Below are 14,001 nucleotides of genomic sequence, written 5' to 3' on the forward strand. Positions count from 1 at the left end.
TGCCGTGTAGGAGCTGTCGAGTGAAACGAGGCTGCGATCTTTTGATCTTGCTTTTAAAAAACAGAATCAAAAGATCGCAGCCTCGTTTTACTCGACAGCTCCTACAGGGGGGTGGTGTTGAGGCAGTGGGGGATCAGAACGCTATCCGCCATTGCCCCATCACGCCGTAGCTGCGGCTGTCACTGCCGGCTTCGCCGGTAAGGCCAACCCCCACGCTGTGATTTGCCGAGACCCCAAGGTCCAGGCCGGCATCTACCAGCAGGCTGTTGCGATCCAGCTCGGCACCGTAAACGGTGTAGTTGTTGCCACCCGTGACCAACCGCTGGCGGGTGTGGGTGTAGAGCTCACCGTAAGTGTGTTTCCAGCCGGCGCTTAACCTCGGCGTCAGTCGCATGCCGTTATCCAGGGTCTCGACCTTCGCCAGGCGCAAACCAAACGTACTGTTCATGTTGCTTTGGGCTTGCTCATGAACCTTCAACGCCGCGGCCCCACCTTTTTCGGTGTAGCCGTCGCGCTGATAGCGTTGGTAGCCGATGCTGGCGAACGGTTCGAAGCTGACATTGTAGCGGCCAAGGTTGTAACCCACCTCCGCGAAGGCTTGTTGGGTGTTGGCATCGTAGCTGCCTTTTGGGCGATCGCTGAAACCGCTGAAGGCGACCCGGCGTGCGGTGCTTCCGTCGTGGCTGCCGTAAGTCGCGCCAAGCCGAAGTGACATCGGACCGTTGTGCCTCAACGCGTAAGCGCCGAGATGCCAGCTATCGAGATTGCCGTCGAGTTCGCGACTATCCAACTGCGTACGGGAGCTACCGCCCATGACCCCCAAGCGCCATTCTTCGTCGATGCTCCAATCCGCTCCCAGCAACAGTCCCTTGGTCGAATGTTGCAACGGCTCAATGTCGCGATCCAGTTTCCCGCCGTGACCCAGTGCTTGCAGCCAGACCCTGCCATTGTCTTCGCTGCCGGCAGCCAGGCGTGGTGCGTTGTTTCGCGTGCTCTGGTTGTCGGTACCCAATTGGCGCATAGCTGAAAGCAGGCTGGCGCTGACCGGATCGACACTGCTCAAGGTCGCTTTGGCCAGGTTGGCGTTGCTGGAACCGGCCAGTTGTTCGAGGGCGTATGAGGCCGTTTCTTTGTTGGAGGCGAGCAGGGTGGTGACGGCAGCGTTCGATACTGGTTTTTGAGCTGTAGCGGAAGCGCTTGCGGCCGTCGAAGGCTGAGACGCTGCTGGCGGTGTGTCAGTGCTGGTGGTTGGCGACGCTTCCTCGACGACAGTATTTCCACCGTCCGAGGGTATTTGAACTTCCGGGCTATTGTGCGGTGGCTCGATGACGCTTTTGCCGAACTCCCGTCCGTTGTCAGTATCGGCAAGGCTCTCGATAGGCACTTCATTACGGGCATAGGTCAGGCCGACATTCTTTTCGTTGTACTGCGGGGTTGGTGTCATGAAAGCCCGGTCACTAATGACCTTGCCGAATTTGCCTTCAACCTTGTTGGCTTCAATGATTGTGTACTGGCTGCTCTGCGGAAATTCGCCCTCTGTCGTGACGACTTTCAGCGTCGTGCTATCGAGTTTGGCAGTGCCATCGACCTTGATGGTTTCGCTGGAACCGTCGGGATTGACCTCATAGGACAAGACCGCCGTTTTCGACAGGCTCATGTCGCCTTTCACCGTCGGTGCACCTTGCAATCGGTTGACCGTCATGTGGCCCTGAACGTGGAGGGCACCCACGCTGCCGTTGCCACTGAACGCCGCTTTTTCGAAGACGTCGACGCGGCCATCGATATCGCCCTTATTGTTCAGAGTGCCCTGGACCCACGCATCGCCGGCGATACGTCCTGCATTGGCAAGGGTCGCTTTCGGACGAACCAGGGCACCCGTACTGAAGTCTCCTTCACCGGTCGTTGTCCAGGAACCCTGCTTGACGTCGAGTCGCTGGAATTGGCGGGTGTCACCAAGGCTGCCACCTTTTGCGGCATCGAGTTGTACGGCGTTCTCACCGCTGCCGCCATCCAGCAGTCCGGTGATACTTCCGCGAGTCCCTATGGTGATCAAATCATTGCGATCGTCCAGTTGCAGGGTGCTGCCGTCCGTTGCTTTCTTGATCGTTTGGGAAAGGGTGTCGGGAGCTTTCAGGAAGCGATCTAAGTCGGCGATCTGCGCCTCCGGCGTTTTATCCGCTGGAGAAGCGATCTCGGTCGGGGTCTGCTGAGCAATCGCAAAATCAGCGCAACCCAAGGCAAGCGCAATTGCCAAGGCGAGGTGTTTTGGTCGGTAAATGTGTTGAGCGGGCATCGGCGTCTGGCCTCTTTTGACAGGAGGCCAAACTCTAAAAGGCAGCCACAAATACCGATGTCAGGCGCGTCCGCAGGTGCTGCGGCTGATGTCGGCGTTTGGCGCGGAAAAGGCACAGCTGCTTAAAGGCGGCTGACATTATCGGAGAGAGAAGACGATTTTTCTTACAAAAAATCGAGACCCGCGTCGCTATCGCTCTGTCAGAAACTCATTTGCCATTGCCCGATCACCCCATGATTGCGACTGTTGCTGCCGATCTCGCCGCTATAGCCAACCCCAACGCTATGCCGCGCCGAGATGCCCACGTCCAGCCCGGCTTCCAGCACCAGGCTGTCACGGTCCAGTGAGCTGCCATCGACACTGAACGCCGTGCCCCCGACCACGAAGGCCTGACGCGTCGAGTTGCTGACATCGCCGTAGGTGTGTTTCCAGCCGGCCGTCATGCGCGGGGTCAGGCTCATGCCGTTGTCCAGGCTGCTCAGGTGCGCAAGGCGCAGGCCGAAGGTGGTGCTGAAGTTGTCCTGAGTTTGGCCGTCGACCTGCAGGGCCGCGGTGCCGCCTTTTTCCTGGTAACTGTCGCGGTGATAGCGCTGGTAGCCGAGGTTGGCGAACGGCTCGGCGCTGAGGCGACCGCTGCCCATGGCGTAGCCGAGTTCGGCGAAGGCCTGTTGGCTGTCGGCGTCGTAATCGCCTTTGGGGCGGTCGTTGAAACCATTGAAGGCCACGGTGCGTTTGCTTTCACCCTGATGGCCGCTGTACGCCGCGCCGAGGCGCACGGCCAACGGGCCACTCTGGCGCAGGGCATAGACGCCGGCATGCCAGCTCTCGACATTGCCATCGACGCCGGTGGCATCCAGGTCGGTCTTCGAGTAACCGCCAAGCACGCCCAGGCGCCATTGCGGATCGAGTGACCAGTCGACGCCCAGCACTGTGCCTTTGCTGCGCTGTTCCAGGCCGCTGCTGCCGTGCTCGCCGTCGAGCTTGCCGTAGCCGCCGATGGCTTGCAGCCAAAGCCGGCCCTGAGCATTCGGGTCGTTAAGGTTGCGTGCTGCGTTGGGCACGCCGTTAGCGGCGAGGACCGGCGTGTCCCGTTGCTCGAGGCCCACCAGCAACGCGGAACCACTGCCCATCTGTTGCATCGCCGACAGCATGCTGCCGCCAATCTGGTTGCTGACACCAAGGGTCGCGCTGGTCAGGTCGGCGTTGCTGGCGCCGCTGAGTTGCTCGATGGCCGCGCCGGCCGTGGCGCTGGTGGTATTGAGAAGGGCGTTGTACAGCGCATTGTTTTGGCCGAGGGAGGCCAGGCTGTTGGCGGCGCGGCTGCCGTTGCCGGTGACGGCGAATTCGTTGAAGGCGACATCGTTACGGGTGTACGTCAGGTCGACCTGGGTCGGCGTGTAGGCCAGGGTTGGCGTGATGAACGCGTAGTCGCTGGTGACCTTGCCGAAGGTGCCGTTGACGCTCGTCGCCTGCAACACGGTGTAGTGGCTTTGCCACGGATAAGTGCCTTCGCTTGGGTTCACCGCCAGCGTCGCGCCGTTGAGGTTGGCCGTGCCGCCAACCTGGATCGGCGCGCTGCTGCCATCGGCATTGACGCCATAGGCCAGGGTCGAACCGCTGCCCATGGTCAGGTCGCGGGTGACGGCCGCGGTGCCGAGTCGGGTGTTGGTCTGCAAGGTGCCATTGACCAGCAAGTTGCCCACCGAACCGCCGCCGGCATACACGCCGCCCGCGTCAACGGTCAGGCTGCCGGCAATGCCGCCCTGATTGATCAACGTGGCGCCATTGCGCACTGCGCCGCCGTCACTGAAATCACCGCTCCCCGTCAGCGTCCAGGCGCCTTGCTTGACCTCCAGCGATTCAAAGTGGCGACTGGCGCCGAAGCTGCCGCCTGCCACGTCATCCATGACCACGCGATCGACGCCGCTGCCGCCGTCGACCACGCCAATGAAGCGGCTGCCGTTGCGCAGGGTCAGGCTGTCGTTGCCGCCGCCCAAGTCCAGCGCCAGGCCGTCGCTGCCACTGATGGTGCCGCCGTTGATCACACTGTCGGCAAACTCGCCGACGAACTTCACGCCAAAACCATCGAGGCCTTGAATGACGCCGAAGTTTTCCAGGGTCGTCGCCGCCACGCCGGAACCACCGCTGCCGTCGTCGACCAAAATGGCACTGTTGGCGCCGCTGATCAGCGCGTCTTTGGCGTTCAGTACATAGCCGCCGCCGAGCGCGATACCTTCGCTGCCATTGGCGAAGCCGTTCTTGTCCACGCCACCCGCACCGACGCCCTGGATGGTGCCGTAGTTTTCGATGTGGGCGAGCTTGTCGATGTCCACGCCGTCGCCGTCACCGTTGGGCTGCAACCCGGAGTAGGCACCGGTGATAATGCCGTGGTTGATCACGGTGCCATCGCCATCGGAGCCGAAACCCGAGCCGTTGCGCCCGGTGATTTGCCCGTAGTTGGTCAGCGTCGCACCCAGATCGGTGGTGATGCCGTGACGGCCACCGTTGATCGTGCCGTAGTTGGTCACCGACACGCCGGGTGCCGAATCGATATCGATGCCGTCGAACTTCTCGTCAGCGTTGTGGGCATCGCCCGTGGAGATCTCGCCATAGTTGGTGATCGTCGCGTTGGCGCCGGTCTTCATGCCGTCGCTGGCATCTCCGCGAATCAACCCGCCCGCGCGGTTGATAATGGTGGTCGTGACCCCGGCGCTGCGCAGTGCATCGAGGTCCAGGCCCTGGCCAGTGGTGGAGCGGATGATGCCGCTGTTATCGATCAACAGACTGCCGCTGGCGAAATTGCTGTCGATGCGCAGGGCGTCATTGAACCCGAGAATCTGCCCGCCGGCCCGGTTGTAAATGCTGTAGTTGCGCGCCTGGGTCAGGTCGCCGCTGCTGTCGATCGCTCGCCCGCCGCTGGAAATAATCTTGCCCGCGTTATCGATCTTCACGCCGACGCCGGCGGTACCGTCCTTGAGGCTGACCGTCTTGCCGGCGTTTGTAATGCTGCCCGGCGCCGAAATCGTCAGCGTGTCCGCACCGCCGAGGGTTTGCGCGGCGGTGGTCGCGGTGTCGATCTGCACGTTCTTGTACGGCGCAGCGCTGACGCCAGTGCTGATCAACAGGGCGATGCTGAGCGCCAGGCGCTGGGGCGAGAAGGGCATGGGGTGGACGTCCGTGTTGTTATAAGCGGGGCGTCCTGTATAGCGAAAGGTTTTTACAGAATGATGTCTGGGTTTTGCGTTTGCGGAGCTTTACGATCATTAACAGCTTCGCGGGCAAGCCTCGCTCCTACAGGGTTTGTGTCGTTCCCATCATTGGAAAACGACACACACCCTGTAGGAGCGAGGCTTGCCCGCGAAGGCGTCCGTCCAGGCGCTGAAGATCAGCCGCGGCACTCCGCCAATGTCTTCACTTGCCCCGAATCCGTCTGGTTCTCATCGCTCAACCACTTCTCAAACCCAGCCCCAACCACCGGCCATTCCGAATCCAGAATCGAGTACCACGCGGTATCGCGGTTCTGGCCTTTGACCACCATGTGCTGGCGAAACACCCCTTCAAAACTGAAGCCCAATCGCTCGGCTGCATACTTGGAGCGCGCGTTGCCGTTGTTGCACTTCCATTCCAGGCGCCGGTATCCCAGGGCAAACGACTCCTTGGCCAGCAGATAAACCGCCTCGGTACTTTTCGGCGAACGCTGCATCGGTGCGCCGAAGGTGACGTGGCCAATCTCGATGCGGCCCTGGGCCGGGACGATCGACATCAGGCTGAGGATGCCTTGCACGTCGCCGCTGGCGCGGTCGATCACGCTGAAGAAGTACGGGTCGCTGTTGGCCGCGTGGTTGTTCAGCCAATCGTTGAAGGCGCTGCGCTCGGGAAAGGGGCCGTAAGGCAAATAGTCCCACAGCTTGGGATCGGAGCCGGGGCCTTGCAGGGCTTTCCACAAGCCGTCGGCGTGGCGTGCCGGGTCGAGTTTTTCCAGGCGGATGAAACGCCCTTCGAGCGTTTGAGCCGACGGTGCCGGGACGCCTTTCCAATCGGCGAGTGAAGTCGACATGCTGTTCTCCTTGAACGTTAAATGGCTTTGCGAAACTGGATGAATCCGGGACGTTCGGCGATGCGCTCGTAGAGCTGGATCGCGGTGGCGTTGCTTTCGTGAGTCAGCCAGTGGACCTTGCAGCAACCGTCTTCTTTGGCGGTGGTGTAGACGAATTCAATCAGCTTGCGGCCGATGCCGGTGCCACGGGTTTCGGGCGTCACCAGCAAGTCTTGCAGGTAACAGGAGTTTTCAATGCTCCAGTTCGAGCGATGGTAGATGAAATGCACCATGCCCAGCGCTTTGCCGTCGGCCCAGGCGAGGGCGGCGTGCGTTGGTTCGCTCGGGTCGAGCATACGCTGCCAGGTGCTTTGGGTAACGGCGTCCGGCAGTTCGGTGTTGTAAAAGCGCAAATAGGTCTGCCACAACGGTAGCCACGCGGCGTGGTCGTCGGCGTTAACCTGGCGAATCTCGATCTGACTCATGTTCATTCCTTAAGCATCAAGTGGGCGAGGGCCTGGTCGTGCGCATCCGGGCTGGCGGCGAGCCCCTCGCGCACACCGGCGATGTCTGTGGGATTGCGGTTCTGGCTGAGCTTGCGCTTGCCTTCCAGGCGCTGGATTGGCAAGGCAAAACCGACGATAGCCCTGAGCATCCCGTCGATGTAATCAGCGGGGGCATCGGCGACTTTCCACGGCTGGGCGCGGCCGGTTTCATGGCGATCAGTCAACGCGCTGACCAGCGTGAGCAGGCGATCGGCATCAGTGAACACTTCGGCGCTGCCGTAGGCGTGCACGGCGACGTAGTTCCAGGTGGGCACGTGTTTGCCGTGCTCGGCTTTGCTTGGGTAAAACCCGGGGCTGACGTAAGCATCGGCGCCGGCAAAAATCATCAGGGCTTCGGCGCCGTTCTGCAGTTCTTTCCACTGCGGATTGGCCTTGGCGAAGTGGCCGTAGAGGGTGCCATTCGGCCCTTCTTCAGTGTTCAGCAGCAACGGCAAATGACTGGCTTGCAGGCCTTGTTCGCCATGGGTGACCAGCAGGGCGAGGCGGGTGCCGAGTATCTGTTGCTGCAGTTCGGGCAATTCTTTGATGGCAAAGTAGCTTGGCGTATACATGGAAATATTCCTTGGCGAATGCCTGCATCCTAGGCAGGCTATTGGTCTGTTGTAAGAGCCATTAATGACCAATTTCATAGGTCCATTGCCATGACCAGCGAACCGCTGTCCCTGTCGTTCAACCCGGCGGGTATCGAACTCGATCGCCGCCAGGGCCTGAGTCGTCAGCTGTATCAGGCATTGCGCGTGCGGGTGCTGGACGGACGGCTGGCCAGCGGCACGCGGTTGCCGGCGAGTCGGGATCTGGCGGCGGCGTTGGCGATTTCACGCAACAGCGTGGTTCGCGCTTACGACCAGCTCTATGCCGAAGGCTTCATCGAAGGGCGCGTGGGCGACGGCACCTATGTTGCGCAATTGCCGCAAAGCGCGGTGCCGGTGAAAAAACTATCCACAAAAGTATCCACAGGGTTTTCAACAGGGTTACCCACAGGTTTATCCACAAATTGGCTGGATTTACCTGTGGTTTCATCCAGCAAAGTTATCCACAGCGGCGCGTTGGCGCGGGTTGAAAAGAACCATTTGCCGACGCCACCCAGTGGTCCGCCTCGGGCATTTCGAGTCGGCGTCCCGGCGTTCGACCTGTTTCCCTTTGAGGTCTGGGCCAAGCTGAATGCGGCGTTCTGGCGCAAACCGGATTTGCAACAGCTGTGTTACGGCGACCCGGCCGGCGATGCGCGCTTGCGTGGGCTGATTGCCGCGTACTTGCGCAGTTCACGGGGCATGCAATGCAAGGCTGAGCAAATAGTGATCACCAGTGGCGCACAGCAGGGGATTAGCCTTTGTGCACAGCTGCTGGTGGAGCCGGGCGCCGGGGTGGCGATTGAAAATCCGGGCTATCGCGCGGCGGGTCATGCGTTCGCCGTGGCGGGGGCGCGATTGCGCGGAGTATCGGTGGACAGTGAGGGCATCGACTGCACCGAATTGGCGGAACTGGGCGATTGTCGTCTGGCTTACGTGACGCCGTCGCACCAGTACCCGACGGGCGTAGTCATGAGCCTGGCGCGTCGCCTGGAATTGCTGGCCTGGGCCGAACGCAGCGAAGGCTGGATCGTCGAGGACGATTACGACGGCGAGTACCGTTACAGCGGTGCACCGCTGGCGCCGTTGGCAGCACTCGATCGCCAGGGTCGGGTGTTGTACGTGGGGACGTTCGGCAAGGTTGCGTTTCCGGCGTTGCGCCTGGGTTATCTGGTGCTGCCACCGGGGTTGGTGGATGCCTTCGCACAACGCCGCGCAGTCGACGTGCGCCACTCTGAAGTGAGTACCCAAGCGGTGATGGCCGAGTTCATCGCCACCGGGCATTTCCAGCGCCATATCCGGCGCATGCGCCGCGCGGCCTTGAGTCGACGCAATTGTTTACTGGCGCATTGGCCGGCGAACATCGAGGGCGTTGGCAGCTTGCCGAGCGTGGCAGCCGGCTTGCACCTGACGGTCTCGGTGAACAGCGTTGCCCGGGAGCGCGAGCTGATCGAAAAGGCCGAAGGCGTCGGCGTCGAAGTCAATAGCTTAAGCAGCTATTGGTTGCCCGACTCGCAGACACCGCTGGATCAGCGCGCCGGGCTGGTGCTGGGATTTGCCGCCGTGCCAGAGCCGGCGATCGAAGCGGCTCTGGCACGATTGCGCACGGTCTGGTGCGAGTGATCAGCGTCGTATCGGGGCTTTCGGTTCCAGCGCCAGGAACAGATCCCGCACCGCCGGATCAGTGATCCGGCGCAGTGCATTGTCTACCGCGTCGAAGGTGCTCATTTCCTCACGCGTCGTGGCCGGCAGTTCCTGTAAATACGCATCGGCCAACTTCAGGTGCGCGGCCGTGGGTTTGTCGCCAGCGTCGGTCAAATGGTCGTAATGAAAGTGCGCGACCCACACCACCTTGTTCTGGCGTGTCTTGTCGAGAATCCGGTATTCCTGGAAGTAGTCCCTGCGCTGTTGGGTCTTGATGCGGCCGCGCTCGTCTTTGACGATCTCGACCTGGTCGTGGTCGCTCAGCCATTTCAGGTACGTCTCCCGCGGTTTTCGTCCCATCAGCATGGCGCCGTAGACACTGATGCCTTCACGCCGGGCTCTCGCGGCGCCTTCGCGTAGCTCTGAGGTCAGGCTCGCCACTGGAAACTCAGCGCCCCTGCGGGTCAATACGGCATCAACTTCTTCGGCGGCCTGTTCAAGGCGGTTGGCCCGTTGATCGAACAGGTCTTTCATGTCCGCTGGAATGCGCGAAGGGCGCTGGGCGTCCGAGCGTGTGCGTTGGATAAATGCGTCGAGTTCGCTATTCAGGGCGAGCCCGTTAGCGACGATGCTGGCGTCGTCCGATGTCGTCGATTGCACGGGGCGCCTGTTGGCCATTTTGACGATGGGCACTGCATCTCTGACCTCCGTTTCGGTCGACGGCGTCTTTTCCACTTTCACAACCCGTGGCCGGGATTTGCTCACCTTGCCGATGGCGCGTGAAGTGGAGGGCACCGGCTCGAGCCTGGCCATCGCGGCGACCGGTATTTCTTCAGTTTCCGGCAGCAGCTTGAGCAGTCGACTGCGCGCCAGTTGATGAAATTTACCCACCAGCGCTTGTACACGCTTGAACCGGACCGGTTCCAGCTGATCGTGCGAGCTGATCGACAGGTCCTGCAGACGTCTTTCGGTGTCCGCCAAACGGTCCACCAGAGCGGTGAGCTGCTCGATACCCAGTGCCGGGGTGTCGGCAGGTCGTTTGGTCCGCTGCTCGATCAGTGTGTGACCCGCGTCGGCGGCATTGTCGAAACTCTCTACGACGCGTTGGCGAATCTGACCCATGTCGCTGCCGGGCACCTCACGCAGACAGAGCTCGGTCGACATGCCGATTTCATTGGCTTCAAAGTCATAGTGAGAGAATGAAGGCAGTAACCTTCGCAGGTCGTCGGCGACTTTACGCGTGGTCCCGGTATGGCTCATTAATCGGTCCAGTGAGGCCTGCAGCCGACCGAGACGGTCGATCATTTCATCGCTCACGGCGATGGCCTTCTGTGCGGCCGCCATTTGCACGGCACGCGCCCTCGTTTCCGGAGGTTCCGACGGGCTGAACTGGGGTGCAACGATCTTTGCGTACTCGCGCAACTTCATGCGCATCCAGCCGCTGAGGTAACGATGCAGTTCGACGGTCAAGCGCATCAGTTGAGACTGATAAAACACGCCAGCGCCGCCCGCTTCGCGCCATTTTTCCAGATCGTCCAGCGCCTGACCGTAGCCACTGGCAAGTTCATCGGATTTTGCAATGTAAGTGGCGATGGCTTCCTCGGACATCGTGGTTAATGGGTCGTTGTTATCCAGGGGTTTCAAGGCTTCGTCCAGGCTGGCTTTTCGAGTGGTTTCCAGTTCAATGAACCGATGCAATGCCGCCCACGCGTCGTCCTTTTTCCTGGCCTTTTCACGACGCAGGGCTTCGATCCTGCCGGTCGGCCCACCCCCGCGTAAGCGCAGTTTTAAATCCCAGTGCCAGCGATGTTCGCCTGCGTCGTACTTCACACCGAAACCGGACCGCGAGGGATCAGTCGGGTCCACGATGAATACCGGTTCGTCCGTTTCGGCGCTGACTTGGAACCAGCGCTCGCCCACCTTGGCGAACAGCTTTCCCTCGAATTCGTGAAGGTGATTGGCGTTGGGGCCAGCGCCCTCTGGCAGATTCGGGGCAGGTACCTGGAAGCGATTGATCTGCCGGGAAAATTGCGCCCCCGCATTGATACGGCCCAGTGTCGCGGGTGTCAGGGTCGAGAGATGAGTCGTGGGCAGTTCGGCGCTCAATGGCGTTGTTTCATGGGTGACGGTCGGGGCCTTTGTCGACGGCGGTGCAATGAATGGCGGCTCTTCCTTAAGCAGGCCTTTCGCTACAGCGCTTTCGTGGAAGGGACTTGAAAGCCAGATGCGCCGTGTCGCGACCCTTTGGGTCAGCAGGATTCCCAGGGTCAGCAGCACATCGCCGATCGAGGACCATTGCACGGCGGTGTTACCGCGTTCATTGGCGTCCAGGGCTTGTTGAATCTGATGGATGCTTTGCCAGACCCACACCGCGGTGCCCGCCGAGCCGCTGAGGAAGTTCGCCGCCACACTGAACATGGCCCAGCCGCTGTCCGCCAGCAACGTCCAGCGACGCTCGGCATTGGAGGTGGATTGGCGGTCGGCGAGCTCGGCCATGGCCTGGCTGTTGTGCTGGAACAGGGTCGCGAGAATGTTGCCGTCCAGCGGCGTGTTCGCCAACTCGATAGACGCGCTCAGGTCAAGGTGGATAAAGGGCTCGAAGGCCAGTTCGGTAATGGTCCAGGGCGAAGGGATGCCGCTGGAAAATACATACTGGGCATAGTCGAAACTCAACGCCCGGTCCGGCAGCCAGGCCAGTATCGAATCGCGCAGTTCGCCGGGCTGGTAAAACGCGTACAGCATGTTTTGCTCGGAAGGGAACTGGCGCAGCGGTTGATCCAGCAGCGGTTGATAGAGCAGGCACGGGCCATTTTGGCCCTCGCTGGGGCCGATGATGTACGTGTTGGCGACGGTGTCCGGCGTGTTGCCCAGTCGATAACGAGGCATGAATGCCAGCGGACGAATGTGCACCGGCCATTCTCGGGTGGGAGATTTTTTTTCGATCGACTCCATCAGCTGGCGAACCTGACGGTAGCCCTGCTCATCGACATCGCCCCGACGCTGGAGTTTGCACTCCAGCGCCAGCAGCGGCAGGAGCAACGGCAGCTGACGACAGTATCGGGCCTTGTGGCGCAGGGCCTGCATCGGGTCGTCGATGAGTGTGCGCTTGATCAGTTGGGGATAGGTTTCGCCGACGTTGACTTGGTTGGCCATGCGCAACAGGAAGGTGACGGTCATCCAGGCCGGCGCGGCTGTGCCGTCGGCATAGGCGACCGTCGCGCTGTACGGGCGGGTGTTTTGCAGGGCAAATTCGGCGAGGGTCTCGACGCTGCGATTGTGCGGGTCGGGCAGGGTGAAACCGCCGGCTTCGAAACTGTGGGTAATGGTGATCCGAATGTCATCCAGTCGCAGCGTCGTCGCGTCTTCGCCGGGCCTGTCCGTGACAATCGCCGCGCAGATTTTCTGCTGGGCGTAAGCATGGATGAGGGGGATTTCGCTGACGTTGAAAACGTCACTGTTGGCTTCACCCCTCAGGCTTCCCAAATCCGTCAGGTAGCTGCTGTAGGTCTGGATATCGTCCAGTGAACTCTTCAGCAACCACTCGGGGATCGCATCATCCAGCTGTTCGACGCGCGCCTTGTCGGCGACGCTGAGCGTGGCGCTTGTCGCCTGCCGGGACATCAATCCGACCAAGGGCGAGCGACTGGCCGGGTCGAGCGCATCGATGGAGTCGAGCTGGCAACCCACCAAGGCCCAGACCGTTGCGTCGAAAATGTTGCCCTCGGGTTCGTAGAGCCGCCACTTCAGGCTCTGGCCGCTCAGATCGATGTCGATCCGAGCGGGGAGGACGGCCCCCAGCTGCGCCATCGAACTGAACGTTTCGTAGCCATTGGACAGGGTGTACATCACGATCAACTCGCGGCTGCCCAGTGTCGCGGTCAAAACCAGTGCACCGGACAGCATCAGGTGTCGGGTTCTGCTGGCTTCCGCCAATTCAAAGGCGAGGTCGACGTCCAGCAGGCAGGCGCGAATGTTCGCCAGACCGCTGTCGGAGGTCGGGCGTAATGCCTTGTCGGGGTGTTGCGAAATCAGTCGCGCCAGGGTGCATTCATGTGCGTCCCAGCCATTCACGGACTGGATGTTCAGGGCCTCTTTCAGGGTGTCTGACAGGACTTGCCAGCGCGGTTGTTTTTCCGTGGTTTCGTTCCAGTAATCCAGCTGGCTTTGTTCGAATCCCTTGAACAGCATCGGCGCGTGCTCGTTCAGCAGGGTGGTGATCGCGTCCATGCTGATGGGCAGATGGATCGGTTCGGGGGACCGGGGCGTGAGGGTCAGGAAATGTTCGCCTTCGATGTAGTTGGCGAGCTCCTGGGTGAAGGCCTGACGCGCCAACGCGTGAGTCAGCGATTCGAAATGGCTGCTGTGGGTGATGAACTCTTCACCCCGCTGGCGCCATATGGGGGACATCAGCATGGTTTTGTCGGGGTCGATCTGCTGATCGGGGAAGGTCTTTTTCAGGGCCTGGCGTAAAAGCTCAGCAGCGGCGTCGTGCAGGGTTGGGCCGTCGCTGGTCAGTTCTACCAGGAGGCTTTTGTTCAGCAACAAGGGGGCGGTGGGCGTTGGGATTGTTTCGCTCATGATTTCGGAACCGGTTGGGGATGGGCGTGGCGGCAGTTGCCGTCTGCAATCCAAAGTACTCAGGCGCCTTGGGGCTTAGGTGGTAGATATGTATAGGTTCGGGGGAACTGCTAAGGGTGGATTGGGTGGGGGGGCATATCCGTTTCTGCGGTAACGGCTGCTGGCGGTTTCGCTCTTACAGCGACTCCCTTTTGCAGACGCCCAAAAGGAAGCAAAACGCTTTGCCCCTCCATTCGGTGCCTCGCTGTGGCTCGGCATGCCCTCACTCCGGCATTGCTCCGGGGGCCCGCCGCCATCGGCCATCCATGGCCGGGG

General features: G+C 61.1%; 7 protein-coding genes. 1 reads left to right on the plus strand and 6 read right to left on the minus strand.

Annotated features, from left to right (window positions below; all coding sequences use genetic code 11):
* Positions 1-133: 133 nt before the first annotated feature.
* The 5 genes from ACIPL2_RS27240 to ACIPL2_RS27260 all read right to left on the minus strand — a co-directional run bounded on the left by ACIPL2_RS27240 (position 134) and on the right by ACIPL2_RS27260 (position 7,446).
* Positions 134-2,293 (minus strand): autotransporter domain-containing protein, encoded by a 2,160-nt coding sequence (locus tag ACIPL2_RS27240; protein ID WP_401361622.1) that lies wholly within the window; start codon positions 2,291-2,293, stop codon positions 134-136.
* 200 nt (positions 2,294-2,493) lie between these two features.
* Complete coding sequence (locus ACIPL2_RS27245) at positions 2,494-5,457, minus strand: autotransporter domain-containing protein (protein WP_401361624.1); 2,964 nt, start codon at positions 5,455-5,457, stop codon at positions 2,494-2,496.
* A 221-nt stretch (positions 5,458-5,678) separates the two neighbouring features.
* The gene (locus ACIPL2_RS27250) at positions 5,679-6,350 is read right to left on the minus strand and encodes a GNAT family N-acetyltransferase (RefSeq protein WP_401361626.1); all 672 of its coding nucleotides are present in this window, start codon (positions 6,348-6,350) and stop codon (positions 5,679-5,681) included.
* 17 nt (positions 6,351-6,367) lie between these two features.
* Positions 6,368-6,814 carry a GNAT family N-acetyltransferase gene (locus ACIPL2_RS27255; protein ID WP_401361628.1) on the minus strand — a complete coding sequence of 149 codons (447 nt, stop codon included), beginning with the start codon at positions 6,812-6,814 and terminating at the stop codon, positions 6,368-6,370.
* Positions 6,815-6,816: 2 nt separating this feature from the next.
* Positions 6,817-7,446, minus strand: a complete 630-nt coding sequence (locus tag ACIPL2_RS27260; RefSeq protein ID WP_401361630.1) for an FMN-binding negative transcriptional regulator — start codon at positions 7,444-7,446, stop codon at positions 6,817-6,819.
* A gap of 90 nt (positions 7,447-7,536) precedes the next feature.
* On the opposite strand from ACIPL2_RS27260, the gene ACIPL2_RS27265 reads away from it, so the two are divergent.
* Positions 7,537-9,087, plus strand: a complete 1,551-nt coding sequence (locus tag ACIPL2_RS27265; RefSeq protein WP_401361632.1) for a PLP-dependent aminotransferase family protein — start codon at positions 7,537-7,539, stop codon at positions 9,085-9,087.
* On the opposite strand, the gene ACIPL2_RS27270 is transcribed toward ACIPL2_RS27265, so the two are convergent.
* Entirely contained in the window at positions 9,088-13,686 is a 4,599-nt protein-coding gene (locus ACIPL2_RS27270; protein ID WP_401361634.1) for a dermonecrotic toxin domain-containing protein, read from the minus strand.
* Positions 13,687-14,001 lie beyond the last annotated feature (315 nt).

The sequence above is a fragment of the Pseudomonas sp. NPDC086251 genome (genome assembly GCF_044746405.1).
Classification (GTDB): Bacteria; Pseudomonadota; Gammaproteobacteria; order Pseudomonadales; family Pseudomonadaceae; genus Aquipseudomonas.

Excerpts from the sequence above, each read along its gene's own strand:
- ACIPL2_RS27270 (WP_401361634.1), bottom strand. The coding sequence starts at position 13,686 with ATGAGCGAAACAATCCCAACGCCCACCGCCCCCTTGTTGCTGAACAAA.
- ACIPL2_RS27260 (WP_401361630.1), bottom strand. The coding sequence starts at position 7,446 with ATGTATACGCCAAGCTACTTTGCCATCAAAGAATTGCCCGAACTGCAG.
- ACIPL2_RS27255 (WP_401361628.1), bottom strand. The coding sequence starts at position 6,814 with ATGAGTCAGATCGAGATTCGCCAGGTTAACGCCGACGACCACGCCGCG.
- ACIPL2_RS27245 (WP_401361624.1), bottom strand. The coding sequence starts at position 5,457 with ATGCCCTTCTCGCCCCAGCGCCTGGCGCTCAGCATCGCCCTGTTGATC.
- ACIPL2_RS27265 (WP_401361632.1), top strand. The coding sequence starts at position 7,537 with ATGACCAGCGAACCGCTGTCCCTGTCGTTCAACCCGGCGGGTATCGAA.
- ACIPL2_RS27250 (WP_401361626.1), bottom strand. The coding sequence starts at position 6,350 with ATGTCGACTTCACTCGCCGATTGGAAAGGCGTCCCGGCACCGTCGGCT.
- ACIPL2_RS27240 (WP_401361622.1), bottom strand. The coding sequence starts at position 2,293 with ATGCCCGCTCAACACATTTACCGACCAAAACACCTCGCCTTGGCAATT.